Consider the following 26,822-nt stretch of genomic DNA (forward strand, 5'->3'; position numbering starts at 1 on the left):
TATTCATGTTTAAAAATTATGCAAACAGAATAATATGATAAATAAAATCAAAGAGCCCCCACTATTTGATACAATAAGCAAACAAAAAGAAATAATATATTATTATTGATGATATTTGTTAATATATATAGATATAAGGTTTAATGGTGTTAAAAAAGAGTTTTGTGATCTTCTTGATATTATTGTCTTTATTGCATGCAGAAGATATAAAAAAAATAACGATTTGTGTCGATCCAAATTGGAAGCCTTTTGAATGGATTGATGAAAAAGGCAACTATGCTGGAATGGGACATGATTTTTTGGAAGCCTTTTTAAAAGACAGTAATTTATCTGTACAGCTTTACAGAACGAAAAATTGGGCTGAGAGCATTGAAGCTATAAAAGCAAAAAAGTGTGATATGCTGCCTATGGCAGGCATTACACAAGAGAGAGAAAAATTTTTAAACTTTACGAAACCTTATTATTATGCTCCTTATGTTATTGCGACAACCAGTGACAAGGTTTTTATAGATGATATACGAAGAAGATTGGATAAAACTTATGGTGTCGTAAAAGACTCTGCTGTATTTGATGATTTGAAAAAACTCTATCCGGGTATAAAATTAGTTGCAGTTGAGAGTGTATATGACGGTTTGCAACGTGTTTCAAATGGCGAATTATACGGTTTTATAAATATGGCACCTACAATCGCTTACAATATGCAAGAACATGCAATTATAGATATAAAAATAAGTGCGAAACTCTCTACCGGTTACAAGCTTGCTACAGCAGTGCGAAAAGACAATACGGCACTTTATAAGATAATGAGCAAATTAGTCGACAAGCTTGATGAGAGTACAAAAACACAAATTGAGATGCGGTGGCTTTCACTTATAAAAGAAGAGAAAGTGGATTACTCATTGATATATAAGATACTTTTTGTTTTCGCTTTCATACTGGCTGGAATTGCATATAGACATTTTACACTTAAACGTCTGAACCGTCAGCTTGAAAAAAAGGTAGAAGAGAAAACTCAGGAATTACAAAAACTCAATCAAGAGTTAGAAGCAAAGGTGATAAAAAAAACAAAAGAGCTTATACATCAGTCAAATTATGATCTTTTAACCGGACTGCCAAACAGAGTTTTATTTTTAAACAGACTGGAAAAAGCGATTGAAAATGCCAAGAGCCATAATAAAATATTTGGTCTGCTTTTTATTGATATTGATAAGTTTCAAAGTATTAATGAATCATTTGGTTACAATATCGGTGATGAGGTATTGAAAGCAGTCTCACAAAAATTTTTGACACTTATGAGTGAATCAGATACGCTTTCCCGTCTGAGTGGAGATGAGTTAACCATTATAGTGGAAAATCCTGAAAATATAGATACTCTCACACAGCTGGCACAGCATATTTTAGAACTCTTTAAAAAACCGATTATTGTCGGAAAAGAGAATCTTTATATCTCTGTTAGTATAGGGATCAGCATTTATCCAAGAGATGCACATACGAGTAAAGATATTCTTAAAAATGCCGATGCGGCAATGCACAGAGCAAAAGAGAAAGGAAGAAACAATTTTCAATACTATTCTGCAGTTTTAACAAAGCAGGCAAGTGAACGCTTAAAAATACAGGTGTCTCTTTTACAAGCAATTGAAAACAAAGAATTTGTCGTTTATTATCAACCGCAGATTGATATTGTGCAGAATAAACTGCTGGGGATGGAAGCATTAGTCAGATGGAAAAAAGAGGGTGAGATGATCTCGCCTGCAGAATTTATTCCTTTAGCTGAAGAGAGTGGACTTATAGTTGAAATTGACAGGCTTGTAATGGATATGGCAATAGCACAATTTAGTCAGTGGTGTAAAGCGGGATTGGAACCGGGGACACTTTCACTTAATTTAGCCGTAAAACACTTAGAGAGCGATTTTTTTATTTCAATGTTGCGTAAAAAAATTAAAAAATACAATTTTGATACAAAACGTCTGGAGCTGGAAGTCACAGAGAGTGATTTAATGAAAGACACACAAAAAGTTATTCGTGATCTACATGCTATTCATGCGCTTGGAATCCATATTGCACTTGATGATTTTGGTACAGGCTACTCTTCTCTGTCCTATCTTAAAAAACTCCCTATTGATAAACTTAAAATTGACCAGTCTTTTGTACGCGATATTCCTGATGATGAAGAGGATAGCGCCATAGTGAAAGCCATTATAGCCATGGCAAAAAGTTTAGGCCTGACAACCATAGCCGAAGGCGTGGAAACCCAGTCGCAAAGAGAATTTTTATATGCTAACGGATGTGAAAGCATACAGGGTTATTTCTACTCCAAACCGATTCCAGCTAAAGAGATGGAAGCTTTTATGAAATCTTTTAATGCTTAATATTTAAGCATATTTTTGTTTATAGCCACTACTGTTTTGTGTAAAATACAGACAGTTAAATAAAAAAGGTAATAAACAAATATGCAAACACCTTTAGAAAGTTTTATAAACTACAAAGCTGATACCGGAATGCAGTGCGGAAACTACTCAATCGATATACCGCCGTTGCAAGAAGGTGAGCAGTATCGTTTTCATTTTGATGCTGTAGCCTGTGTAGGATGCCGCTGTTGTGAAGTTGCCTGTAATGAGCAGAACAATAACCCTGCCGATATAAAGTGGCGTCGTGTCGGTGAGATGGAAGGCGGTGATTTTCCTGCTTTTACTCAGATGCTTAATTCCATGAGTTGTAACCACTGTATAGATCCGGAGTGTTTGCGTGGTTGTCCTACTGAATCATATATTAAAATAGCCGAGACAGGCATAGTCGTTCATGATGACGACACCTGCATAGGATGCCAGTACTGTACCTGGAACTGTCCTTATGGTGTTCCTGTTTTTCATGAAGAACGTAATATTGTCACGAAGTGTCATATGTGTCATGAACGTCTCGATAAAGGTCAGAGTCCAGCATGTGTGCAGGCGTGTCCTGCCGGTGCTATTGAGATTGAAGTGGTAAATGTTGAAGAGTGGTTGAACCGTGACATAGATGAACAGGCAAATATGCCTTTTCTTCCCAATGCACGCATCACAAACTCGACAACGCGCTATACGCTGCCGGAAAATCTTCCAGAGAATATGAAAGAGATGGATGAGCATATTTTAAAACCTGCACATAAAGAGCTTCCTCTTGTCTTTATGACAGTACTCACGCAGATATCTCTTGGCGGTTTTTTAGCACTTTTCTTGGGAGATGTGATGAGCCTTTTTGGTTTTGAAAAGACAAACTGGATCATGGCACTGCTTGTTATGCTGCCTGCTGCACTTGGTTTGCCGCTTTCGGCACTTCATCTTGGACGTCCGTTCTTGGCCATGACAGCCATGAAAAATATCAAAACTTCGTGGCTCTCACGTGAGGCTTTGGTATTGGGTATCTTTACAGGGCTTATGAGTCTCAATGTCGCACTCTATTGGTTTGATGTTTCTCATCTCTTACGTTTAGTTGTCGAAGCGGTTACTTTGCTGACAGGTATCTATGGTATTTATGCGCAAAGCATGATATACCGTATAAAAGCCAGGCCGTCATGGAATAGAATAACGACGAACTGCAAGTTCTTCGGTGTGGCGTATATTGGATTTTTCCTGACTGCATTTATAAGCAGTATCTCAAGTGTACAAGAAGCGATTATTCCATTGACAACAATGGGTATGCTTGGCGCACTTGCACAGCTTTTCTTTTCATATGAAGATATACGAACGCTTGATGCAAAAGAGAATGCTTATCAATTGCAGCGTACAAAAAGACTCCTGACTGAAAATTTTGGAAAGATCAAAAAAATCCGTTTTGTTTTGTTGGTACTTGGAGGTGTTGTACTGCCGTTACTAACTCTTGTTTTTGTGAGCGGCTCTTCAATGATGACAGCTTCGATCATATTGGCTTTAGCACTGCTTGTCAGTTTTATCAGTGAAATTAGTGATAGGTTTTTATTTTACACGACAGTGGTTCCACTTGGAATGGCGGGTGGATTTTTTGTTGGAAAACAGCGTTAGAGAACGCTTTTTTTCGAAATAAGTGCCTTGACGAGAGAACTTTTTATGGAGTCGTAAGCTTCTTTGTTCTGTTTGAGGATCTTTTTCTCACGTTGAAGTTTTCTATTGAGAGTATCGAGCTCTTTTTGTAAGGCTACATACTCGGAAAGGCCATTTTGTTTGACAACTTTTTGCAGTGTCTCCTGCTTATGATTTTTAAGCTGTTTTAACTTCTCTTCTTCTTTGAGTATTGCTTCTTGCAATTGTTCTTTTTGCCTGCTCTCTTTAGTTATGTCTAGTTTGTCGTTTAAAATGTTGATAGAACGAACAGTATGCTCTATCTCAATTTCGATGCCTGCCTTTTCACTCATTAGCAGTTCATTGTTTTTAATAGGAGAAATACCGTTGACATAAAATTTCTGGACACGTTTTTGATACTGGCTTTTTTCTTTTTTGAGTGTTTCTATACTCGTCTTGGCTTTTGTATATATTTTAACGATACTGAGCATGGAAGGAACTGTCCATCGCAGATCATTCTCTGTATCAAGATGGGGAATTTTATACTTAATTCCTTTAATGACTAAAATGTCTTGTGAATAGTAGTTAAGGAAGTCCATCATATAACGGTTGGATATAGCAATCTCATCGAGTATAAGCTCTGCAATATAAGAAAACACCTCTTTAAAATGGATACGGAATATATAGCCGGCAAACCCGAGAAAAAATCCATCTTCATTATCATAGATAGAGACAAGTTTTTCAAGCGTGATTGCATGAATATATGCAAAGACATTTTTTTCATACTCATCATTTGATATCTTCTTGACGATGAAGTATTTATGGACGAACTCTTTGGCGATTTCAAGGAAAAAATCTTTGTTCTCATCTTCGGCGAAGAACTCGTCATAGAAAGATTTGAGTTCTTCTTCTTTGACACCGTTGTATCTGTTCTTTACAGTGTTTTTATCTTTTTCGTCAACTTGTTTTTTAACAGTTTCATCGATTATCTTTATGAAGATATTTCCGTTTTTATTGATGACAACAGCATTGTCTGGAAGTTCGAAAGCAGCTCGAATATAGGCCTTGATAAGGTCTTTAAAATCATTTTTATTTGATGCGAGACTCTTTTCAATAAAAGAGGTGATATAAGCAACCAGTCCACTTTTAAGCAGAATCTGATTCTCTTTTCCTTTATAATCATAACGCACGTCATCTTCATGAGCTTCTATCAGTTCTATAAAATCATCTAAAAGTTGTTCGTTTATTTTTATGGCTCTATACATTGGTCTTATTCTATCGAAAATATAGATGATATTGCTTAAATATTATACGAAAAAATGAAGAAAGTAGGTGTCGCTTGTGTTATTATTGAGGTAATAGAATGAAAGCAGGTATTGTACAATGATTGATAAGATAAAAGATTTTTTGGGATTTGATATAAAAGAGGAGAAATACAAGCTCTGTGATGATGCAGTTTTTGGAAGAATCTCAGATGAGAAAAAGCCTGACAAGTGGATCTTTTCAACCTGTGGTTACTGCGGTGTTGGTTGTGGTCTTTACATTGGTGTCAAAGACGGCAAAGCAGTCTATACCAAAGGAAATCCAAAACACTTTGTCAATCAGGGAACACTCTGTCCAAAAGGGTTGTCAGAACATCAGATGATAAACTCTCCACACAGAATCGCAACACCTATGATACGAAAAGACGGTGAGCTGCAGAGTGCTTCATGGGAAGAGGCTTTTGGCAAAGTAAGTTCAGAGTTTAAAAGAATTCAAAAAGAACATGGTAACAAAGCTGTCGCTGTCATTGGAACCGGGCAGTTCTTGACAGAAGAGTTCTACACCCTTGGGAAATTTGTGCAACTTGGTCTGCGTACGAATAATTATGACGGTAATACAACGCTCTGTATGGCTTCTGCAGTCATGGGTTATAAGCAGTCGCTTGGTTCAGATGGTCCGGTGGGAAGTTATGAAGATTTTGAAAAAGCGGATACCATCTTTTTAATCGGTGCCAATATTGCAGATAACCATCCGATACTCACGTTGCATATCAATAAAAATAAACGTGAGAAGAAAAAGGTCATTGTTATTGATCCGCGTGCGAGTAAAACTTCACAAATGGCAGATGTCTATATTCCGGTCAAGCCACGAACGGACTTGGCACTTTTTAATGGACTAGCATATATTATTCTGGAGCAGGGTTGGGAGAATGAAGGCTACATTGCTGCCAACACTACGGGTATCAAAGAGCTAAGAAAGCATCTGCAAAACTATCCGCCGCAAGAGGTGGCAAATATCACAGGTATTGATGTTAAAACGCTCTATGAACTTGCCCGTGAATTTGTTTCACAGGAGAGAGTCCTCTCTGCATGGACAATGGGGGTAAATCAATCGTTTATGGGAACAGACACAGTCAGTTCTATAATCAATCTGCATCTGCTAACCGGTCACATCGGGCGTGAGGGAACAGGTCCTTTTTCAATTACAGGTCAATGTAATGCTATGGGTACGCGTGAGACAGGATTCACATCGTCTCTACCGGGTTACAGAAACTTTGGTGATGAAAAAGCACTTAAAGAGTATGCGAGTATCGTGAATGTACCTGAAGAGATCATTCCGCGTGAGCGTGGCTATAAATATGCCGAGATCATAGACGCAATAGATCGAGGCGAGATAAAAGCACTTTGGATAACGGCAACAAATCCGCTCGTGAGCTTTGTCAATCAGAAAAAGCTGCGAAAAATATTGGCAAAACTTGACCTGCTCGTTGCTCAAGATGCTTTTTTAGGCGATACAGCTCAGATCGCGGATGTTATCTTTGCGGCAGCTACTTGGGGAGAAAAAGAGGGTGTCTATACGAACTCGGAACGCCGTTGCAACAAAGCGAACAAAGCAGTGGAACCTTACGGCGAAAGTAAAAGTGACTTTGATATTATTTTAGAATTTTCAAAATATTTTGAAGGCGTCAATGAGATGTTTTTTCCAAACTGGCATGAGCCGAGAGATGCTTTTGAAGAGTGGAGGAAGGTAAGTAAAGGACAGTTGTGTGATTACAGTGGCATCACATATGAGTTGCTTGAAGAACATGGCGGTATACAGTGGCCATGTAATGAACAGTTTCCACTTGGCTCAAAACGTCTTTATACAGAAGATATTCCTTTTAGAACAGTTGATAAAAAAGCAAAACTGCTTTCGTTGGAGTGGCATCCGATGCTGGAGCCTGTGAGTCCTGAGTTTCCTGTGATTTTAAATACGGGTAGAACAGTGGAACAGTGGCACACACGCACAAAAACACGCAGTATTGAAATACTTGACAATCTCGCTCCCGAAGCATGGGTTGATGTCAATCCAAGTGATGCAAAAAAACTGCAGGTAAAATCAGGTGATAGAATGAGCCTCTCTTCGCCTCGAGGCAGGGTTGATAATGTGATTGTTAGAGTGACTGGCAGTGTTCGTCAAGGTACAGTATTTGTACCGTTTCATTTCAATGAACAGCTTGTAAATACTCTCACGCAAGATAGTTTTTGTCCAAAATCAGGTGAGCCTAACTTTAAGCAAACGGCAATTCAGCTGCATTCAGAGGCCGTTCCTGAAGGTTTGCATCTTGAAGAGCAGGAAATCAGTGGTGCGATTGCACATCATAAGGTTATTTTTGAAGGTGTATCTCATAAAGAAAAAGAGAAAGAGGCAGTTTCTGTTTAAAAAATAGGCATTAATATGGAAATTAGTGCCTAAAAATAGATTATAATCTTCATAAATATAGAGCATGGAGTTATAATTACTATGGAAGCACTACAAAAAGCCTTTGATGCACGCAATAAAAAACTGAATAAAATTGAGAAAGTAAAAGCATTAAAATCTCCAAAAGAAGCTATTGAAAAACTCGAAGAGTATGCGAGAGAGGGATTCGCTTCTATACCCGAAGAAGATAAATTATACTTTTTAAAATGTTTCGGTATCTATTATCGTCCTGCAACACCTGAAAAGTTTATGCTGAAACTCCGCATTCCAGGCGGTTATATGAACGCGGAGCAGGCAAAAGTCATTGGTGAATGTGCTGAGGAATTTGGGCAGGATTACATTGACCTGACAACACGGGCACAGTGCGAGCTTCGTTATCTTCGTATTGAAGATCTGCCTACTATCATTAAACGTTTGGAAGATGTCGGTATCAATGCTTATCAGACAGGGGTGGACAACATTCGTGGAATTATGGCTGATCCTTTTGATGAAAGAGCTTTTGATAATGTTCTGCCGTCACATCATATTCTTCTAAAGATGCAGGAGATGTTTTTAAATAACCCTGAATGGATCTCTGTTCTGCCAAGAAAGTTCAATACCGCCATAACCGGAAATATTGCCAACCGATGTAATGTTTTTTGTCATGATGCCTCTTTTGTATTGGCTCAAAAAGAGGGTGTATATGGTTACAATATGTACCTTGGCGGAAAAGTCGGTGTGGTCGGAAAACCTGCTGATATCTTTTTGAAAAATGAAGAAGAAGTGCTCGCAGCATTTAACGCTATCATTGATATCTTCAAGTGTTTTGGTTTTCGAGACAACCGAAACAAAAATAGACTGCATTTTTTAATAGAAGCTGTAGGGATGACGGAGATAGCAGCAGCTATCCGTGAAAATGCCGGTATTGATTTTGCAGGAGCAGGTATGACTATGACGCAGATGGATTATTTCGAGCCCGATCAGGGACGAGTTCAGTTGTGTGATGGTAGTTTTGGTGTGCATGTGGTTGTGCCATCTGGTGTTTTTAAAGGTTCATCAATGAAAGAGGCTGCCCGACTCTCGCAAACGTATGGAGATAGTGAGCTTCGTTTGGATATGGAACAGAGTTTGTACATTATGGGTATCAAAGATGTCGATGCGCTTCTGCGTGAGAGCTATTTTGAAGAGTATAAAAGTCTGCACTCTCCCTACTTTAACCATTTGATCGCTTGTGCAGGAACGGCGCACTGTCCGTTTGGCGTGATAGAGAATAAAAATGATGCTATTGAGATGGCAACTTATCTTGATGAAAAAGTAGCGCTAGAATCAGGCCGCATCAGGCTTTATTGGTCTGCTTGTGTGAAAGGGTGTGGAATTCATGGTCTTGGTGATATTGGCTTTGAAGGGTGTAAAGCCAAGGTTAAGGGTATTAACGGCAGTGGTGTCAATATCTATCTTGGTGGCAAGATAGCCGGAAACGGTGCATTGGAAGGCCATACGGTCTTAAAGGAGGCTCCGCTTGAATATGCAAAGTATTATGTAGAGTCACTTGCTGTTGAATATAAACGATTACGCTTGGAAAATGAAAGCTTTGAAGTATTTACGGACAGGATACTTCGAAATTTCACTAGTGCAAAAATTGGTTTTGTGATGATGCTTCTGGCTTATTTTAGAGCTAAAAATATCGATGTGGATTTTGGATTTGAGACAAAAGTCTTAACAGGAAAGAATGAAGAGTTCGAGGTATTTGAACTTGGCCGCAGACTCTACTACCATTTTGCAAAAAAAGAGGCATATACTTCGTATGAGCGTTTTACAAATGTCATAAAAAGTGAAAAACTTGAAAATATCAGAAAACTCTCGCCTGGTATTGATGAAAATATTGCACAGATGCTGGAGCTGATTTTGCATAGTGATGAAAAACGAAGAGCAGTTGTTTTTTCAGAGTTGATTCCATTTATAATGCTGTATGAAAAATAATGGAAGCTTAAATGAATTTTATCTTTTAACATTTTTTATGCTACAATGAAGTAAATGTTTAAAAGGTGTGAAAGATGATTGAAAGTGAATGGTTTCAATATTTAACGATCTCACTGGCTGTTTTACTGTTGGTAAGTCTCTATTTTAATTTTAAATTTGCGAAAATTATCAAAAAACATCATGTAAATCAAAACATTTTGATAAAGAATGCCTATTTTAATCCAGTGACTGAACTGCCTAACCGTATGAATGTAGAGCTTGTCATTGGTGAGCAGATTGACAGAGCATTAAGGCATAATCAGGAGTTTTTACTGACAGCTATTAAAATCACAAACTATCATGATGTAAAAGTGCGCTCTCAAAAACTTGCAGATGAATTTATGCTTGAAGCAAGTAATAGAGTGCTCGATTCTGTACGTGATGAAGATATCGTCTCACAAATTTCCGATGATGGTTTTCTTATTGTCTTCAATGAATATCTGCAAGAAGAGAATTACGGGATTATCGCCAATAGGATAAAAAAAGCCTTTGAAGATGAGCCTCATATCAATACAAAATATCACATCGAATTTAATATTGCACTTGGCAATACTAAATATCCGAATGACGGGACAGATGCAGCTCTGTTGATAGACAGAGCAGTACACAACGCATTAAAGTAAAATAAAAGCGAATTTTCAGTATAATTCACGGATTTTTACAAAAAGGTGTATGCATGGCTAACAAACGTGTTTTGGTTAAGTTTTCAGGTGAAGCTCTCGCTGGTGAGGCTGGTCATGGGATTGACACGCAAATATTAAAGTATATAGCGCAGGAGATTAAATCTCTTGTAGATGCCGGTATCGAAGTTGGTATCGTCATCGGGGGTGGGAATATTATTCGCGGTGTCACTGCAGCACAAGATGGAATTATTAAACGTACATCGGGTGATTACATGGGTATGCTAGCAACGGTTATAAACGGCGTTGCAATGCAGGAAGCATGTGAATATGCAGGACTTCAGGTCCGTATGCAGACAGCCATTAAAATGGAACAAATCGCAGAGCCATACATTAACCGTAAAGCTACACGCCACTTGGAAAAAGGACGTGTCGTCATTTTTGCAGCAGGAACAGGAAATCCATTTTTCACGACAGATACAGCGGCGACACTGCGTGCAGTTGAGATTGGTGCTGAAGTCATCATCAAAGCTACGAAAGTAGATGGTGTATATGATAAAGATCCTGCAAAATACAGTGATGCAAAAAAACTAGATGAACTGACATATGATCAGGCACTTCAAGATCATATAAAAGTAATGGATGACACTTCCATTGCGCTTGCAAAAGATAACAGTCTTCCTATTATCGTTTGTGATATGTCTATACAAGGAAATCTGTTAGATATTTTAAATGGCAATATGCAAAATTGCTCAATAGTTAAATAAAGGAAAAAATAGATGAAAGTCGAAGAATTAACAGCTAAGGTTTTAGCACAAAATCCAAATATGGACCGTTATCAATTAGCGATAGCAGTTGCTAAAAGATGTGATGAATTAGAGAATGGTGCAACTAGTAAACTTAATGTAAATACAAGTCATATTAAGTCTGCTGACCTTGCGTTGATGGAAATCGCTGAAGGCCTCATCGTCGTTAAAGGCTTTACTAAAAAAGCAGAGTAGTCTTTTGGGACTGAATCAAATCAACATCGAAAAGATAAAACATCTACGTGATGTGGATTCAGCCTCCTCCTATCTGTTTTCACAGATGCCCCCCTCACAAACATTACAAGAAGCACTTGATTTTTCTATAGAAGCTCATAAAGAGCAGTTTAGAAAAAGTGGTGAGCCCTATATTGTTCATCCGATTTTAGTCGCTTCTATTGTCGCTGCATTGACAAACGATGAAGCTATGGTGATTTCTGCACTGCTTCATGATGTTGTTGAAGATACAGATATCCCTATAGCTGAGATTGAAGAGCAGTTTGGTGCCGATGTAGCTCACCTAGTATCGGGTCTTACGAAGATAGATCTCATTCGCGACAGCGAGCTTGTTCCTTCAAATTCTGATGAAAAGCTGGTCGTTTCTGCGCTCTCATTTAGAAAAATGCTGCTGGCAAGTATTGAAGATGTCCGAGTACTTGTCGTAAAGCTTTGTGACAGACTGCATAATATGCTGACACTTGATGCGTTGCCTGCACATAAACAAAGAAGAATTGCGGAAGAGACGCTTGTCGTATATGCACCGATCGCCCATCGTCTTGGTATCAGTTTTTTGAAAAATATTTTGGAAGATTTGAGCTTTGGTTATCTTTTTCCCGAAGAGAAGCATCATATAGACAACTATCTTGACACCAATTATCATGCTATTGAAATGAAGTTGAGCGAATTTAAAGAGTCTATATCTAAGATACTCATCAAGAATGGTTTTTGTGAAGATGATTTTGAAGTGCTCTCAAGAATTAAACACCGATATTCCATTTATCTTAAAATGCAGAGAAAAGGTGTGAGTATCGATGAGGTTTTGGATCTCTTAGCGGTAAGAATTCTGACAAAAGAACCGATAAAATGCTACGATGCTCTTGGTCTGGTGCATTTGAATTTCCGTCCTCTTGCTTCACGTTTTAAAGACTATATTGCTGTGGCCAAAGACAATGGTTATCAGACTATTCACACGACTGTTTTTCATAAGACTGCTATTTTTGAGGTGCAGATTCGAACCTATGAAATGCATAAGACAGCAGAACTTGGTGTTGCTGCGCACTGGAAATACAAAAGCGGCGGGAACAATATAAAACTTGACTGGCTTGATAATTTACAGTATCAAAATGAATCAGTTGAAGATTTTTATGCACTTATTAAGAATGATCTTTATTCTGAAGATATATCGGTCTTTTCGCCGACAGGAGATGCTTTTACATTGCCGCGCGGAGCAGTTGCACTTGATTTTGCCTATGCTGTGCACTCAGAAGTCGGAAATAAAGCAACTGCTGCACTTATAAACAAAACAAAGTCTTCACTGCTGACAGAGCTTAATAACGGCGATATTGTCAAGATATTTATCGGTGACAAGGTGCAGACACGATGTTCCTGGATCGATGCAGTCAAGACTTCAAAAGCAAAAACCAATATGAAGCTCAACTGTAATGCAAGGTTGCGTGAGATCAATCTTAAATTGGCCATAAGTATTGTGGCAACAGCTATGAATTTGAATTACTCCCGTGTGGAAGAGTGGTTTAAGCAGCATAATTGTGATTCGATCTCAAACATTCCAAATGATATAGAACAGTTTAAAAACGTTCTGCATAAATATGTTGCTGATATCAGTAAGAACAGCCGCTTCAAAGCATTTATTTCACGTCATAGATTCAAGTTGAAAAAGTATGAGTTTTCAGGACTGGAAGTTTACTCGACAAGCAATATAAGTGATGTTGTCTTTGACTATTGCTGTCATCCTAAACCGGGTGATGAAGTGATGGCCTTTTTAGAAAAAGGCAAAGCTCACGTACACCACAAAATGTGTTCCAATGCTGCTAAAAAACTAGAAGCTGGTGAGCCGATGGTCTTTGTTCGCTGGATGCAGAAAAATCTTTATAAATACAAGCTGATAGCCTCACTGCACAATGAGAAAGGGGCACTTGCCGAATTTTTGACATATTTGGTAAAATTAGACATTGATATTTCATCCATTGAGCTTGGAAAAGAACATTCTGATTATATTCAATACTGCGAGCTTGTTTTTACAAGCAAAGAAGCTGATATTAACAGACTTCGTGCTAAAATAGAGTCAAATATAAAAGTTATTCATCTTGTACGAACAGATGATGCATATAAAAATTAAAATTTATGATAAAGAGAAAAGATTAGATGGTAAATGAGGCGTTAAAAGAGATAAATAGAGGCTGTGCTGAGATCATAGACAACGAAAGAGTTGAAAAACTTTTAAAAGCTTATTATGAAGAAGGAAAAACCTATACTGTAAAAGCAGGATTTGATCCTACAGCTCCTGATCTGCATCTTGGGCATACGGTTTTGTTGCAAAAACTAGCAGCTTTTCAAAAATATGGTGGGCGTGTACAGTTTCTTATCGGTAGTTTTACTGCAATGATCGGTGATCCGACAGGAAAGAATGTAACAAGAAAGATCCTCACGCAGGAAGAGATCGTTAAAAATATAGAATCCTATACATCACAGGCTTTTAAGATCTTAGACAAAGAAAAAACAGATATCGTCTATAATAACGAGTGGCTCGATGAACTTGGTGCTGCCGGGATGCTGCAACTTGCTTCAAACCTTACTGTCGCGCGTATGCTGGAGCGTGATGATTTTTCTAAACGATATTCTGCAAATACTCCGATAGCTGTGAGTGAATTCATGTACCCGCTGCTTCAAGGCTATGACAGTGTTCATTTGCAATCGGACATTGAAATAGGTGGAACAGATCAGAAGTTCAATCTTTTGATGGGACGCCAACTGCAAAAGGCCTATGGACTGAAAAAACAGCAGGCAGTTCTTATGATGCCTATTTTGGAAGGTCTTGACGGTGTGCAGAAGATGAGTAAGTCACTTGGAAACTACATCGGTGTTTCTGATGAGCCAAATGATATGTTTGGAAAGGTTCTTAGTATTTCGGATGAGTTGATGTGGCGCTATTATGAACTTTTAAGTACGAAATCTCTCGATGATATTGCTGCACTTAAGTCCGGTGTTGCAGATGGTTCTTTGCACCCTAAGAAAGTCAAAGAAGATTTGGCATTGGAAATCACAGAGCGTTTTCACTCTAAAGAAGCGGCACAAAATGCAAAAGATGAGTTTGAAAAAGTTCATGCAAAAAGTCAGATTCCATCAGATATACAAGAGTTTGAAATTCAATCTGAAGATGGAGAGGTGTGGATAGCGAAAGCCTTGGTTGATTGTGGGCTCGAACCATCTACTTCTCAGGCAAGAAGAGATATTAAGCAAGGTGGTGTTAAAATAAACCAAGAAAAAGTCTCTGATATGCAATTACAGTTGACACCGGGAGAGTATCTTCTTCAGGTCGGAAAAAGAAAATTTGCACAGTTAAAGGTGAAATAATGAGTTTTAAACCATTGAAAATTGGAAAATATGTTATAGAAAAACCAATCGTGCAAGGCGGAATGGGTGTCGGTATCAGTTGGGATCAGTTAGCAGGTTCGGTTTCAGCTGAAGGCGGACTCGGTGTTATTTCTGCTGTTGGAACAGGGTATTATAAAGATAAAGAGTATGCAAAGAAACTAGTTGCAGACAGACCTTTAAGCGAAGCGAACTTCTATTCTAAAGAGGGCTTCGATGCAATTATTAAAAATGCAAGAAAACTATGCGGCGATAAACCGTTAGCGGCAAATATTCTTTATGCTATCAATGATTATGGAAGAGTTGTACGTGATGCATGTGAATCGGGTATTGATATTATCATTACAGGTGCCGGACTTCCGACAAATATGCCGGAATTTACCGAAGGCTACCCCGATGTTGCTCTTGTACCTATTGTTTCATCTGCAAAAGCATTAAAGATTATCTGTAAGCGTTGGAAAAAGCGTTATGACAGAATTCCTGATGCTGTTGTTGTCGAAGGACCAAAATCAGGTGGACACCAGGGATTTACATATGAGCAGTGTAAACTGCCGGAAAATCAACTTGAAAATATTGTCGGTCCTGTTGTTGAAGAAGCAGCGCTATGGGGAGATATTCCTGTTATTGCAGCCGGTGGTATCTGGGATAAGAATGATATTGAAGATATGTTGAGTCGTGGTGCGCGTGGTGTTCAGATGGGTACACGATTTATAGGGACATATGAATGTGATGCTCACGCAAACTTTAAAAAGGTGCTTCTTGATGCTAAAAAAGAGGATATAGTTCTTATGTCTTCTCCTGTTGGTTACCCTGCACAGGGTGTCGTTACAAATTTAACGCATCTCGTTGAAAAAAGAGAAGGACCGGCCATTAAGTGTATCTCTAACTGTGTTGCACCGTGTAACAGAGGTGAAGAGGCGAAGGTAGTAGGTTTTTGTATTGCAGACAGACTCTCCGATGCTTATGAAGGAAATACGGAAACAGGACTGTTCTTCTCAGGAACAAACGGCTATAGACTTGACAAGATTATCTCTGTCAAAGAATTAATAGAAAAATTAATGCAAGGCGAATAGGCAGCTAATGCTTCGCTTTGTTGTCCTCTTTCTCCTTTTATTGGTGTCGCTTTATGGACAAAGCGACAAAGAACTTTTAAGCCGAGCCAATACATACGCAAAATCTTCCAGTAAAACAGATCAGTTCCGTGCATATAATGACTATAAGAACCTTTATCTTCGTGCTTTAATGAACGATGATAACAAGATTAAAAAATTCGCACTTGAAGGTATTGTCAGTTCAGGGAATAAACTGCATATAGATGTCACAGATTATGCAAGGGAACTATTGCATATGAAGTCTTCTTATACGCCGCCAAAGCCAAAGAAAGTGCAAACAAAGAAGAACAAAAATATAAAAATCAAATCATCTCATAAACTCAAAGCAGTTCGATGGAAAGATGGCAGACTTATTCTGAAATTTGATAAAAAACTGCGTAACAATCAGATAAATTACTTTACTTTATATGATTCAAAAACAAAAAAGTATAAATATGTCTTTGATATTCATGCTTCTATGCTGACAAAATCACAGAGATTGCAAAAAAGTGGAATTGACAGTATAAAATTAGCACAATATAACTCTTATACACTCCGGCTTGTCATTGCACACAGCAAAAAATTAAGTATACACTTTAAAAAAGATGGGTCGATACTCTATATTCGCATGGCAAAATCATATTGTAAGCCGAATAAAACTGTTAAGAAAGCGAAGAAATCACAAGAAAAGATCTATGTGAGACCTCGTAAAAATAAAGTCATTGTTATCGATCCCGGACATGGCGGCAAAGACCCAGGTGCTATAGGCTACAGGCATTATAGAGAAAAGATGGTAGTACTCCAGATTGCGAAGGAGTTGAAAAAAATCCTTAAATCACGGGGTTATAAGGTCTATATGACACGAGACAGAGACAAGTTTATAAAGTTACGACATAGAACGAAGTTTGCAAATGATAAAGGTGCTGATATTTTCGTTAGTATTCACGCAAATGCCGTCAGTAGAAAAAATGCAAAAAAAGCACAGGGAATTGAAAGTTATTTTCTTTCAACAACACGTTCATCAAGAGCGAAAAAAGTTGCAGAGCTAGAAAACTCTGCTGACTTGGAAGATATGAACTTCTACGGCAAAGAGTGCTTTTTAAATACAATAAACTCACATAATATCATTGCTGCAAATAAATTGGCTATAGATCTGCAGCGAGGTGCACTTGCCTCATTGAAAAAACGGTATAAAAATGTAAAGGATGCCGGTGTGCGTGAGGGACCTTTTTGGGTTTTAGTCGGTGCCCAAATGCCATCTGTACTTGTTGAAGTCGGTTTTATTACACACCCTACAGAAGCAAGAAGACTGGCAAACAGAGAGTATCAAAAGACAATGGCAAAAGGCCTTGCCAATGGAATTGAAAGATATTTCATGCACAATTAGGCTTGAATATCTTCTTCCTTTTTGTACTCTAAGTCTCCTGCACGCGACTCTTTTTCATTGATGAGGCGTTCGATCTGTGCTTTTACTTTGTCATAACGGAATTGTTCTTTAAAGCCCTGTATTCTTCCACCGGCAGCATTGGGATGTCCACCGCCGTTTGCCCACTCTTTAGATATCTGAGAAACACTCACTTGATTATTTGCGCGCAGACTCATTGTCCCGCGTGAGCTGACATCGACGATGAAATCATACTCCGGATACTGTGTTAAGAAACCGTTTCCAATGATGGAAGTATTTCCAAGACCGTAGCTGAGATAACCACGGTATCCTTTATAGTAGATAGTTCGCTCTGAACGTGAACGGCCAAGCAACTCAACGACATATTTTGTAGCAAGGTTGTCGAGTGTATCGTTCTTGTCCTTTTTAAAAAAATTCTTCTTCAAAAAGTATATTTTTTCATCTAGAACTATCGGTGCATCGGGTTCATTAATATATTTCGCTGCTTCATGCAAAAGTGAAAGTTTATACTCCGAATCTTCTTCTGGGAACATTGTACGGTTGAGTTCACGCGTTTCAGTAACAAGACGCATACAGACTTTGCCATACTCAAAGCTTTCGTGCTCTTCTTGTTTCCACAGATCAACTGCATTGACGACATCTACATATTTCTGCATCCACTCAGGCTCATTAAAATCAAAATGTTCTTTAGCATAGTCATAGGTGATTTTTGTAGCACAGCGTGAGGTGTCTAAAAAATACCAGTCATACTTCTTCGCACTCTCTTCACCACTGCCATGATGATCTAAAAGTTGGAGTGTGACATCAATCTTGTTTTCGTTAAGTTTTCTTACTTCATGTGTTAGCCATTTTGATTCATCAGCAGTTAGATTAAGGTCGGTAATAAGAATAAATGCAGGAACTTTCTGCTCTTTTATCTTTTCAAGGATGAGTTCGAGTTTTTGTTTTACTTCAGCACCATAGTTGGCATTATAATTATATTTTGTATAGGGTGTGTACATCATTACGAGCTGGCAGCTGTATCCGTCGAGATCGATATGTGAGAGATGATGGATGGTTCTGTTTTTCATTGTTTACCTTATTTGAATTTTATTCTTCTGTTGTTATTGAAATTGAGCCGAGCACTTCAAAGGTTGCACTTGAATCTATCTCTGCGTGAGAGAGCGTAACGACATCTAAGGAGAATCGCTCAAAGATCTCCGCAACACCGCGGCGGATCTGTGGATCTACTATAATAATAACCGGAGAGATACCTTTTTGGAGTATTTCAGCTGCTTTGGCACTCGTTGCCTGAATAAGAGCATTTATCTCACCGACATTGAGCATAAGATTTCTTACACCGTCTTGTTCCTGTGATTTTTGCAGCAGCAGCTGTTCTGTGTTTGTGTCGAATGTAAGAAGTCGGATAACACCGTCATCCCCGGTATACATTTGTGTGATGACACGGGAGAGTTTTGCCCGGACCTGTTCACTGATAAAGTCAACATTTTTAGTATACTCTGCCACATCGGCAATCGTTTCTAAAATACTCAGCATATCTTTAAGCGGTATTTTTTCATGCAGAAGCGACTTGAGTACTCTTTGAATAAGACCGATAGAAGCAACACCAAGAACATCATCAACAATGACAGGGTAGTCGTTCTTGATTTTATCAATAAGTGACTGCACCTCTTGACGGGTAAGAAGTTCTTCTGCGTTGCGCTTGATAAGTTCACTCATATGTGTTGAGATGACAGTGGCTGGATCAACGACAGTATAGCCATTGATGATGGCATCCTCTTTTTGTTCGGGTGTGATCCAGATGGCATCAAGTCCAAAAGCCGGTTCTTTGGTAGGCTCACCCTGTATCTCACCGGTTGCCATACCACTGTCCATTGCTAGAAATTTGTCCGGCATGATCTCACCTTCTCCGATAGTGATACCTTTGAGAAGTACCTGATACTGGTTAGGTTTGAGATGCAGATTGTCCCGAATTCTAACTTGCGGCATTAAAAAACCGTAATCAGAAGCTATCTTTCTACGCATTGAGCGGATACGCTCAAGCAGATCGCCTCCCTGTGATGCATCGGCGAGCTTAATCAGCTGATAGCCAAGTGTAAGCTCAAGCATCTCAACTTTAAGAATGTCCTCTAGTGCAGTCTCTTCTTCTTTAGCAATCTCTTCGTTTGTCTTTTTCGGTCTATTTTCTTCTCTCTCTGCTTCTATTTGTTTTTTGTTTTTTATACCCAGAGCACCTTCAACATCCAAGATGGTGAGTTCCCCTTTTTCATACTTGTAGATGGACCAGCCTAGCAGTGCAAAAAGCAGACCTACAAACATCATAGAAGCTGTTGGAAGTCCCGGCACCAAAGCAAATAGAACCATAATAAAGCCGACGATCATCATTGTCTTTGCGTTACCGACCATTTGTGTGATAGTACCCTGTGCAAAGTTGTCGCCGTCACTTGATGAACGGGTGATCATAATACCTGTAGCCGTAGATACGATGAGTGCCGGAATCTGGCTTACTAGTCCGTCACCGATTGTAAGGAGTGTAAATGTTGATGCACTGTCAGAGACACTCATATTATACTGGAAGACACCTATCAAAAATCCGCCGATGATATTGATGAGGGTAATGATGATACCAGCAACCGCATCCCCTTTTACAAATTTACTCGAACCGTCCATGGCTCCGTAAAAGTTAGCATCCTGAAGAATTTCAGCACGTCTTGCTTTTGCCTCAGCATCATCTATAAGTCCTGCATTGAGGTCGGCATCGACAGCCATCTGTTTCCCCGGCATAGAGTCAAGTACGAAACGCGCTGCAACTTCTGCAACCCTTGTTGAACCTTTGGTGATGACCATGAAGTTAATGAGCACCAAAATAGAAAAGACAACGACACCGATGACGTAGTTTCCACCCACAACAAAGTCTCCAAAGCTCGTAATGATGTCACTGACGGCTTCGGGACCTTCATTTCCTTTACTGAGGATCATTCTTGTTGTAGCGATATTAAGCGAGAGCCTGTAGAGCGTTAAAATAAGAATGAGTGTCGGAAATGTGGAAAGATCGGTCGGTTTTGGAACATAGAGTGAGATGAGCAGTATCAAAACAGAAACAGCGATAGAGATGGTTAAAAGAACATCGAGAATAGATGATGGCAGCGGTACAATGATAATGGCCAGAATTGCCATGACAAAAAGTACGACACTGAGGTCTCTTTGTCCTATTAAAAAGTTAAGTCCAGTTCCGACCTGCTGTCTTGTAGTTAATCGTTTCTTTGCCAAATTAGAGTTCTACCACTTCTTTAATCTTCCAAAATGTCAGCTAAACTTAGCTCTGAGAGAAAAAAATCGATTTTTCCCTGCAGTTTGTTTAAAAAAGGACAGATGGAACATATCTCAGCTCTGTTTGACGGACAGTCGTGTACTGAAGGTGAGCATTCAAAAACTGCAGGTGCTTTTCCTTCGACACTTGTCATGACCGAGAGCATATTGATATCGGTAGGTTTCTTGTTGAGAACAAAACCTCCGTTGACACCTTTGTATGATTTTAAAATATCTGCTTTTGCCAAAGACTGAAGGATTTTAGCTAAAAAACTTTTGGAGATGAAAAGTTCCCGGGACAATGTCTCACTGTCAAGTGGGTCTTTTGCTTTTGATAAAACTATAAGAGAGAGGATGGCATATTCACTTGCACGTGTTATTAACATTGTTTAAATCTTTATAATTGTGTATTTGAAAGTTATTATAGCTAAAAAAGTTATACCAATCCTTATAGAGTGTGTAATTGCTTTTAAAGAATATCTTTGCTATAATCCCGCTTCAACTTCTTTTGTGTTGTGCAAAAGCAGTAAATTTATATACCATTCAGGAGGCTATTATGGCTTTAGATTCGGCGAAAAAACAAGAGATTATCGCAAAATACGGACGTAATGAAAACGACACTGGTTCTAGTGAAGTTCAAATTGCATTATTAACTGAGAGAATTACAGAGTTAACTGAACACTTAAAAGTTTTCAAAAAAGATCACGCTTCTCGTCTTGGACTTCTTAAATTAGTTGGACAACGTCGTCGTTTGATGAAATATTTCAAAAGAACGAACAAAGATGCGTATGCTAAACTTATAGATGATCTAGGTATCCGCGACAACATCTAATAAACTGCATAGTTTATGTTTTTGAAAGGGAAGGTGTTCTTTTGAACATACTTCCCTTTTTTTATGCCAAAAATTTCTGCTTATTTAGAGAAAAATTTCTACCGCTCTTTTTAGATCTTCTTGCGTGTCAATTCCAAAACCTGTACTTGCTACTTTTACCATGGCAATCTTTTTTTGATGATAGATGGCACGCAGCTGCTCTAGTTTTTCAATGTCTTCTATGGGTGCATCGTTTAAACTGCAAAACTCTTTGAGACTTTTTTTAGAAAAACCATAGATGCCGATATGACCGAAGTAGACGGCTTCTCCACTTTGATTATGCGGGATTTTGGCACGTGAGAAGTAGATGGCATTGCTTTGAACATCGAGAACTACTTTTACAAGGTTTGGGTCTTTTGCCGCTTCGGCATTGATGGAGTTGTAACAGCTTCCCATAATGAAAGGCTCACCATCCTTTTGCAGGTTTTTTAATTTTTGCATCAAAGATTCGACAACATCAGGCTCTATAAAAGGCTCATCAGCCTGCACATTAATGACAAGTTCGTCATCGGGCAGATCTAAGATAGTGGCACACTCATGAATTCTGTCTGTTCCGCTTTTATGCGTTGTGGATGTGAGCATCGCTTTGATTCCATGTGCCTGGCATACTTCTATGATCTTTTCATCATCGGCAGCTACAACAACGTCGTCAAGATGGGAAACTCTTTTTGCTGTACGAACGACCATAGGCAGACCGCCTATATCTGCCAAAACTTTTTGGGGAAATCTTGTCGAAGCCAAACGCGCGGGAATAATTATCATTTAAAGCCTTTAGGATATAATTGCGATATTATACTAAAAAAGGCTTTGCGTGATTCTTTATCAGCCGGAATCAGGATACTGTTACAACAGTGATTCTATCTTTCTTTATGATTTTATAAACAGATTTCATCCAAAAGGCAGCGTGCTTGATGTCGGTGCAGGTTGCGGTGTTGTCGGCCTGCTTGTGGCAAGAGATAATGAAAAGGTTGAACTCGAAGCTGTGGAAAAACAGAATGTTTTGGCTGAATATGCCAAAAAGAATGCTGTTGAAAATGAGATTGGCTATAAACTGTATGAAGATGATTTCCTTGCGCTGCGTGAGAGCAATCAAAAGTATGATTACATCATTTCAAATCCGCCTTTTTATCCTGATGGGGTACAAAAGAGTAAAGATACGATGCTGACACATGCACGCTATAACAGCTCTTTGCCGATGGATGATTTTTTTAAAAAGGTTTCACAGCTTTTAAAACCGCACTCGCATTTTATATTTTGTTATGATGCGACGCAGTTCGGCATTGTCTGTGCGGCTCTTGAACGTGTAAAAATGCGTGTCGTGGATGTCCGGTTCGTTCATCCAAAGATAGACAGAACAGCTTCACTGGTACTCATTCATGCAAGAAACGGCTCAAAGTCGATGCTCAAAGTGCATCCGCCACTGATTCATTTTGACGGTGATAAGCTCACGCAAGAGGTAGAAGATATATATAAAAATGCAAAAACAGAGAGTGTAAAATGTCAATTATAAAAAAAGAGGGTTATCCGTATGCTTTTAATTCCGATGCCTGCTCGACGTGTGAAGGCAGATGCTGCACGGGAGAGAGCGGCTACATTTATGTAACCAAAGCCGAGATATTTGCCATTGCTGAGCTTTTGGATATGGATGTTAATGATTTTGGAGTAAAATACCTCTTTAAAAAGGGATACAAATATTCTCTCAAAGAAAAAAAGATAGACGACTCTTACGAATGTGTTTTTTATGACAGAGAATCTAATGGATGTAAAATATATATGGCACGACCAAATCAGTGTAAAACCTTTCCTTTTTGGGACTATTTTAAAACACATGTTGATGAACTCAAAGACGAGTGTCCAGGAATAATTGATGATTAAAATTTTAATATTTACCGCACTACTGTTGTTCTCTGCCTGTTCTCATAAAGAGATAAAGCCTAATGAAAAAGCATTTGCAGCAGAAGACACCTATATTGTCTTTGCATTGCGTGCGGAGCAGGTAGGCGATTATAAAGCCGCAACAAAGCTTTTTTATCAACTGTATGAGAAGTCTTCAAAAAAAGAGTATCTTTACCGTTATCTGCAGGACAAGATAGTTCTAAAAGAGTATGATGATGTTGTTAAAAGTGTTGATGCTATTATTGAAGGCTCTTTGGAAGATCCGAAGCTTGTACGTCTGAAGATCATTGCACTGCTTGAATCAAACAGACTTCAAGAAGCGAAAAAAGTTTCTATTGATCTGGCACGTTTTACCCATAAACCGGAAGATTATCTGCTTGTAAGTGATGTTTATACAAAAAGTAAAGATTATGATTTAGCACTGAAGTACCTAGAAGGCGCTTACATGAAAGAGTATAATGAAGAGATACTCGATAAAATGGCTGTCATTCTTTACGTCAATCTCAATCGTAAAAAAGAGGCAATAGCAGAACTTGAGTCTCACGCAAGGATACACGGCTGTTCAGACTTAATATGCACGCGTCTTGCCAGTTTTTACAGTCATGAAAACAATATTGACGGACTGTTGTCTGTCTATAAAAGACTCTATGCAAAAAATAAGAGTGAGACAATAGCGCAGAAGATTATCCAGATATACTCGTATAAAAGAGAGTATGTCAAGCTCATCGATTTTTTAGAAGAGAATCACATCGATGATGAGCTGTTACTGCAACTCTATGTTTCAGGGAAAAATTATGCCAAAGCGAGTAAATTGGCATTTAAACTCTATAAAGAAAATTCAGATATAGCCTATCTTGGGCAGAGCGCTATTTATAAGTATGAGAGCTATAAGGGCAAAGTGCCGAAAAAAGCTCTTTACAATGTTATTGCCAATCTTGAAAATGTGGTAAAGAAAGATAAAGATACACTCTATATGAACTACCTCGGTTATATTCTCATTGATCATAATGTCAATGTGAAAAAAGGGATGAAATATATTCGTGAGGTTTTAAAGAAACAACCAAATTCAGCCTATTATCTTGATTCTCTTGCGTGGGGATACTATAAACTAGGCCGTTGTCAAAAAGCAAAAAAAATAATGCTGCGAGTCATGAAACTTGAAGGTGGCGATGTACCGGAAGTGCGTGAGCATCTTGCAAAAATAAATAAATGCATTAAAAAACATAACAAAAGGGTAAAAAAGAAAAAATGATTTTAGATGATATTATAAAAAAGACAAAAGAAGATTTAGTAAAACGAGAAAAGGAGTTCTCTCTTGACTGGCTGGGACGTTCTTTGGCTTTTAATGCACGTCAGCCCCGTGATGTTATCCCGTACCTTAAAGCAACAGATGAAGATCCGTACAGAATCATTTCAGAAGTTAAGAAGGCTTCTCCCTCTAAAGGTGTGATCCGTGAAGATTTTGATCCTTTGGCCATTGCACAGGCATATGAGCGTGGCGGTGCAAGTGCTATTTCTGTTCTAACGGAACCTCATTTCTTTCAGGGTGATCTTGAATATCTTGCCGGAATACGCCGCTATGTCAGTATCCCACTGCTTCGCAAAGATTTCATCATTTCAAAGTATCAGGTGCTTGAAGCACTGGTTTTTGGTGCGGATTTTATTTTATTGATCGCCGCGGCGCTTTCAAAAAAAGATCTCAAAGACTTGCTTAACTATGCACGGCATTTAGGTCTTGAAGTACTTGTTGAGGTGCATGACAAAGCCGATCTTGTAAAAGCTATCTATGCTGGTGCGGATATCATTGGCATAAACCATAGAAATCTGCAGACATTCGAGATGGATATGGAACTCTCCTATAAGCTTATTCCACTGATTCCAAACGGAAAGATTATTGTCGCTGAGAGCGGCATTTATGAACATGGACAGCTTGAAGATCTCTCAAAAGCAGGAGTAGATGCTTTCTTGGTCGGTGAATCATTAATGCGTCAAGAAGATGAAGAAGCCGCTTTGAAAAAATTAAAATATGGGGAAGCATAATGAGAAAAACACTATTATTAGCATTTATTGCGATTGCACTGACATTCAGTGCCTGCACACAGGAAACACAAAATAAGATCGGACGTAGTATACAAAACTGGACGGGTACAAATGGCGTGCTTGATATCTATATGGGTGGAAAGTTGGTGCAGCGGTTTATCGGTATTGATAAATTGACGACAGCTACAGCGACCAACGGAACAGAATCACGAAATTATAGATATGGTTATGGCTATCTCGATACAAATTTCAACTATAAAAGAGATGACGGCGAGAAAAAGCTCTATTTTGAAGTAAGTAACTTTTCAACGCCATATGTTTTTTATGAAAACCCCGGAAGTAAATAGTGAACGTCATAGAGCTGTTTAAAAAACTTATCTCAACCAAGAGTGAAACACCTGATGATGGGGGACTTTTGGATTTTATCACTGAGTATCTTGAGGGATTTCAAGCTGTTCGTGTAGATTCGAACGGAGTTAAAAATCTTTTTATCTATAAAACGTTTGGTGATGGGGAACATCTCTGTTTTGCAGGGCATGTTGATGTTGTTCCTGCCGGTGAGGGATGGGATACACCTCCATACGAAGCGGTTGAAAAAGACGGCTGTATTTACGGTCGTGGAACACAGGATATGAAGAGCGGTGTTGCCGCTTTTGTTCAAGCCGTTAAAGATGCAGAGAATTTCAAAGGCACACTTTCGCTGCTGCTTACATCTGATGAAGAGGGCGAAGCGACAGACGGAACTATCAAAGTATTGGAATATCTCAAAGAAAAAGAGATGCTGCCTGATGTCTGCGTAGTTGCTGAACCGACCTGTGAAGAAGTTTTTGGAGATGCCATCAAAGTAGGGCGTCGCGGTAGTATAAACGGCTATCTCACGCTCAAAGGAAAGCAGGGACATGCTGCCTATCCTGAAAAAGCGATTAACCCGATTCATCTTATAGCAAAACCACTTGCAAATATGGCGGGTGTTGATCTGGATGATGGTGATGAGCATTTCGCTCCTTCGAAGTTTGTCGTGACCGATATACGTTCAGGTATGCAGGTGACCAATGTAACGCCAAATGAACTCAAGATGATGTTCAATGTTCGTAACAACACAAAAACTACACAGAAAGAAGTTAGAATGTTTGTAGCGAAACAGATGGATGGTTTGGATTACGATCTGCGCCTCACGCAAGGTTCGTATCCTTTTAAAACAGATGAAAGTACGAAACTTGTACGGATGATAGACAAAGCCATAGAACATGTAACGGGAGTGCAACCAAAACACTCTACGGCAGGCGGGACAAGTGATGCCCGTTTTATTTCCGCTTTTGGCGTCGATGTTATTGAATTCGGTGTTAAAAACGATACTATCCACTCTGTGAACGAACGCACAACGAAAAAAGAGGTTGAAGATCTGTATAGGGTGTTTACATCTTTGATCGCGATTTGGGAGTAA

The 26,822-nt window shown here is 38.8% G+C and carries 23 protein-coding genes; 18 read left to right on the forward strand and 5 right to left on the reverse strand.

Going from position 1 to position 26,822, the window contains the following annotated elements:
* The first annotated feature begins 164 nt into the window (after positions 1 to 164).
* On the forward strand, positions 165 to 2,369 hold the full coding sequence (locus FM071_RS03045; protein WP_193111554.1) for an EAL domain-containing protein: 2,205 nt from the start codon (positions 165 to 167) through the stop codon (positions 2,367 to 2,369).
* 81 nt (positions 2,370 to 2,450) lie between these two features.
* A complete protein-coding gene (locus tag FM071_RS03050) occupies positions 2,451 to 4,016 on the forward strand; it encodes a DmsC/YnfH family molybdoenzyme membrane anchor subunit (protein ID WP_193111555.1) in 1,566 nt (521 codons plus the stop codon).
* On the opposite strand, the gene FM071_RS03055 is transcribed toward FM071_RS03050, so the two are convergent.
* Complete coding sequence (locus FM071_RS03055; RefSeq protein ID WP_193111556.1) at positions 4,013 to 5,278, reverse strand: coiled-coil domain-containing protein; 1,266 nt, start codon at positions 5,276 to 5,278, stop codon at positions 4,013 to 4,015. The two genes, FM071_RS03050 and FM071_RS03055, sit on opposite strands and share 4 nt — an antisense overlap.
* Positions 5,279 to 5,396: 118 nt before the next feature.
* Here FM071_RS03055 and FM071_RS03060 point away from each other — a divergent pair, with 118 nt between their 5' ends.
* From FM071_RS03060 to FM071_RS03100, 9 genes are all read left to right on the forward strand, one after another.
* A complete protein-coding gene (locus FM071_RS03060) occupies positions 5,397 to 7,697 on the forward strand; it encodes a molybdopterin oxidoreductase family protein (RefSeq protein ID WP_193111557.1) in 2,301 nt (766 codons plus the stop codon).
* An 81-nt stretch (positions 7,698 to 7,778) separates the two neighbouring features.
* Positions 7,779 to 9,695: a ferredoxin--nitrite reductase gene (locus FM071_RS03065; protein ID WP_193111558.1), complete on the forward strand. Its 1,917-nt coding sequence runs from the start codon at positions 7,779 to 7,781 to the stop codon at positions 9,693 to 9,695.
* 74 nt (positions 9,696 to 9,769) lie between these two features.
* Positions 9,770 to 10,357 carry a GGDEF domain-containing protein gene (locus FM071_RS03070; protein WP_193111559.1) on the forward strand — a complete coding sequence of 196 codons (588 nt, stop codon included), beginning with the start codon at positions 9,770 to 9,772 and terminating at the stop codon, positions 10,355 to 10,357.
* 53 nt (positions 10,358 to 10,410) lie between these two features.
* Positions 10,411 to 11,121 (forward strand): UMP kinase, encoded by a 711-nt coding sequence (pyrH, locus tag FM071_RS03075; RefSeq protein ID WP_193111560.1) that lies wholly within the window; start codon positions 10,411 to 10,413, stop codon positions 11,119 to 11,121.
* Positions 11,122 to 11,133: 12 nt separating this feature from the next.
* The gene (locus tag FM071_RS03080; protein WP_193111561.1) at positions 11,134 to 11,355 is read left to right on the forward strand and encodes a DNA-directed RNA polymerase subunit omega; all 222 of its coding nucleotides are present in this window, start codon (positions 11,134 to 11,136) and stop codon (positions 11,353 to 11,355) included.
* Positions 11,356 to 11,365: 10 nt separating this feature from the next.
* Positions 11,366 to 13,513, forward strand: coding sequence for a RelA/SpoT family protein (locus FM071_RS03085; protein ID WP_430738968.1), 2,148 nt, complete (start codon positions 11,366 to 11,368; stop codon positions 13,511 to 13,513).
* 26 nt (positions 13,514 to 13,539) lie between these two features.
* The gene (tyrS, locus tag FM071_RS03090; RefSeq protein ID WP_193111563.1) at positions 13,540 to 14,748 is read left to right on the forward strand and encodes a tyrosine--tRNA ligase; all 1,209 of its coding nucleotides are present in this window, start codon (positions 13,540 to 13,542) and stop codon (positions 14,746 to 14,748) included.
* Positions 14,748 to 15,839 (forward strand): nitronate monooxygenase, encoded by a 1,092-nt coding sequence (locus tag FM071_RS03095; RefSeq protein WP_193111564.1) that lies wholly within the window; start codon positions 14,748 to 14,750, stop codon positions 15,837 to 15,839. The genes tyrS and FM071_RS03095 overlap by 1 nt, the downstream gene beginning before the upstream one ends.
* Before the next feature lie 7 nt (positions 15,840 to 15,846).
* Positions 15,847 to 17,244, forward strand: a complete 1,398-nt coding sequence (locus FM071_RS03100) for an N-acetylmuramoyl-L-alanine amidase family protein (RefSeq protein WP_193111565.1) — start codon at positions 15,847 to 15,849, stop codon at positions 17,242 to 17,244.
* On the opposite strand, the gene FM071_RS03105 is transcribed toward FM071_RS03100, so the two are convergent.
* Genes FM071_RS03105 through FM071_RS03115 form a run of 3 tightly spaced genes read right to left on the reverse strand, consistent with a single transcriptional unit; the run spans position 17,241 to position 20,957 of the window.
* Positions 17,241 to 18,332: a DHH family phosphoesterase gene (locus tag FM071_RS03105; protein WP_193111566.1), complete on the reverse strand. Its 1,092-nt coding sequence runs from the start codon at positions 18,330 to 18,332 to the stop codon at positions 17,241 to 17,243. The genes FM071_RS03100 and FM071_RS03105 overlap by 4 nt on opposite strands.
* A gap of 19 nt (positions 18,333 to 18,351) precedes the next feature.
* Positions 18,352 to 20,532, reverse strand: coding sequence for a flagellar biosynthesis protein FlhA (flhA, locus tag FM071_RS03110; RefSeq protein WP_193111567.1), 2,181 nt, complete (start codon positions 20,530 to 20,532; stop codon positions 18,352 to 18,354).
* Positions 20,533 to 20,552: 20 nt separating this feature from the next.
* A complete protein-coding gene (locus FM071_RS03115; RefSeq protein WP_193111568.1) occupies positions 20,553 to 20,957 on the reverse strand; it encodes an RrF2 family transcriptional regulator in 405 nt (134 codons plus the stop codon).
* Between the two features lie 170 nt (positions 20,958 to 21,127).
* Here FM071_RS03115 and rpsO point away from each other — a divergent pair, with 170 nt between their 5' ends.
* A complete protein-coding gene (gene rpsO / locus FM071_RS03120) occupies positions 21,128 to 21,403 on the forward strand; it encodes a 30S ribosomal protein S15 (protein ID WP_193111569.1) in 276 nt (91 codons plus the stop codon).
* 84 nt (positions 21,404 to 21,487) lie between these two features.
* On the opposite strand, the gene kdsB is transcribed toward rpsO, so the two are convergent.
* Positions 21,488 to 22,204: a 3-deoxy-manno-octulosonate cytidylyltransferase gene (kdsB, locus tag FM071_RS03125; protein WP_193111570.1), complete on the reverse strand. Its 717-nt coding sequence runs from the start codon at positions 22,202 to 22,204 to the stop codon at positions 21,488 to 21,490.
* Between the two features lie 49 nt (positions 22,205 to 22,253).
* On the opposite strand from kdsB, the gene FM071_RS03130 reads away from it, so the two are divergent.
* Genes FM071_RS03130 through dapE form a run of 6 tightly spaced genes read left to right on the forward strand, consistent with a single transcriptional unit; the run spans position 22,254 to position 26,822 of the window.
* Positions 22,254 to 22,952: a tRNA1(Val) (adenine(37)-N6)-methyltransferase gene (locus FM071_RS03130; RefSeq protein ID WP_193111571.1), complete on the forward strand. Its 699-nt coding sequence runs from the start codon at positions 22,254 to 22,256 to the stop codon at positions 22,950 to 22,952.
* Complete coding sequence (locus FM071_RS03135) at positions 22,940 to 23,317, forward strand: YkgJ family cysteine cluster protein (RefSeq protein ID WP_193111572.1); 378 nt, start codon at positions 22,940 to 22,942, stop codon at positions 23,315 to 23,317. The genes FM071_RS03130 and FM071_RS03135 overlap by 13 nt, the downstream gene beginning before the upstream one ends.
* On the forward strand, positions 23,310 to 24,590 hold the full coding sequence (locus FM071_RS03140) for a tetratricopeptide repeat protein (RefSeq protein ID WP_193111573.1): 1,281 nt from the start codon (positions 23,310 to 23,312) through the stop codon (positions 24,588 to 24,590). The genes FM071_RS03135 and FM071_RS03140 overlap by 8 nt, the downstream gene beginning before the upstream one ends.
* Complete coding sequence (gene trpC / locus FM071_RS03145) at positions 24,587 to 25,378, forward strand: indole-3-glycerol phosphate synthase TrpC (RefSeq protein ID WP_193111574.1); 792 nt, start codon at positions 24,587 to 24,589, stop codon at positions 25,376 to 25,378. Before FM071_RS03140 ends, trpC begins: the two co-directional genes overlap by 4 nt.
* Positions 25,378 to 25,725, forward strand: coding sequence for a hypothetical protein (locus FM071_RS03150; RefSeq protein ID WP_193111575.1), 348 nt, complete (start codon positions 25,378 to 25,380; stop codon positions 25,723 to 25,725). The genes trpC and FM071_RS03150 overlap by 1 nt, the downstream gene beginning before the upstream one ends.
* Positions 25,725 to 26,822: a succinyl-diaminopimelate desuccinylase gene (dapE, locus tag FM071_RS03155; RefSeq protein ID WP_193111576.1), complete on the forward strand. Its 1,098-nt coding sequence runs from the start codon at positions 25,725 to 25,727 to the stop codon at positions 26,820 to 26,822. Before FM071_RS03150 ends, dapE begins: the two co-directional genes overlap by 1 nt.

Origin of the sequence: Sulfurimonas paralvinellae, assembly GCF_014905135.1 — a bacterium.
Classification (GTDB): Bacteria; Campylobacterota; Campylobacteria; order Campylobacterales; family Sulfurimonadaceae; genus Sulfurimonas; species Sulfurimonas paralvinellae.

Excerpts from the sequence above, each read along its gene's own strand:
- FM071_RS03050 (WP_193111555.1), top strand. The coding sequence starts at position 2,451 with ATGCAAACACCTTTAGAAAGTTTTATAAACTACAAAGCTGATACCGGA.
- FM071_RS03055 (WP_193111556.1), bottom strand. The coding sequence starts at position 5,278 with ATGTATAGAGCCATAAAAATAAACGAACAACTTTTAGATGATTTTATA.
- FM071_RS03060 (WP_193111557.1), top strand. The coding sequence starts at position 5,397 with ATGATTGATAAGATAAAAGATTTTTTGGGATTTGATATAAAAGAGGAG.
- FM071_RS03065 (WP_193111558.1), top strand. The coding sequence starts at position 7,779 with ATGGAAGCACTACAAAAAGCCTTTGATGCACGCAATAAAAAACTGAAT.
- FM071_RS03070 (WP_193111559.1), top strand. The coding sequence starts at position 9,770 with ATGATTGAAAGTGAATGGTTTCAATATTTAACGATCTCACTGGCTGTT.
- pyrH (WP_193111560.1), top strand. The coding sequence starts at position 10,411 with ATGGCTAACAAACGTGTTTTGGTTAAGTTTTCAGGTGAAGCTCTCGCT.
- FM071_RS03080 (WP_193111561.1), top strand. The coding sequence starts at position 11,134 with ATGAAAGTCGAAGAATTAACAGCTAAGGTTTTAGCACAAAATCCAAAT.
- tyrS (WP_193111563.1), top strand. The coding sequence starts at position 13,540 with ATGGTAAATGAGGCGTTAAAAGAGATAAATAGAGGCTGTGCTGAGATC.
- FM071_RS03095 (WP_193111564.1), top strand. The coding sequence starts at position 14,748 with ATGAGTTTTAAACCATTGAAAATTGGAAAATATGTTATAGAAAAACCA.
- FM071_RS03100 (WP_193111565.1), top strand. The coding sequence starts at position 15,847 with ATGCTTCGCTTTGTTGTCCTCTTTCTCCTTTTATTGGTGTCGCTTTAT.
- FM071_RS03105 (WP_193111566.1), bottom strand. The coding sequence starts at position 18,332 with ATGAAAAACAGAACCATCCATCATCTCTCACATATCGATCTCGACGGA.
- FM071_RS03115 (WP_193111568.1), bottom strand. The coding sequence starts at position 20,957 with ATGTTAATAACACGTGCAAGTGAATATGCCATCCTCTCTCTTATAGTT.
- rpsO (WP_193111569.1), top strand. The coding sequence starts at position 21,128 with ATGGCTTTAGATTCGGCGAAAAAACAAGAGATTATCGCAAAATACGGA.
- kdsB (WP_193111570.1), bottom strand. The coding sequence starts at position 22,204 with ATGATAATTATTCCCGCGCGTTTGGCTTCGACAAGATTTCCCCAAAAA.
- FM071_RS03135 (WP_193111572.1), top strand. The coding sequence starts at position 22,940 with ATGTCAATTATAAAAAAAGAGGGTTATCCGTATGCTTTTAATTCCGAT.
- FM071_RS03140 (WP_193111573.1), top strand. The coding sequence starts at position 23,310 with ATGATTAAAATTTTAATATTTACCGCACTACTGTTGTTCTCTGCCTGT.
- trpC (WP_193111574.1), top strand. The coding sequence starts at position 24,587 with ATGATTTTAGATGATATTATAAAAAAGACAAAAGAAGATTTAGTAAAA.
- FM071_RS03150 (WP_193111575.1), top strand. The coding sequence starts at position 25,378 with ATGAGAAAAACACTATTATTAGCATTTATTGCGATTGCACTGACATTC.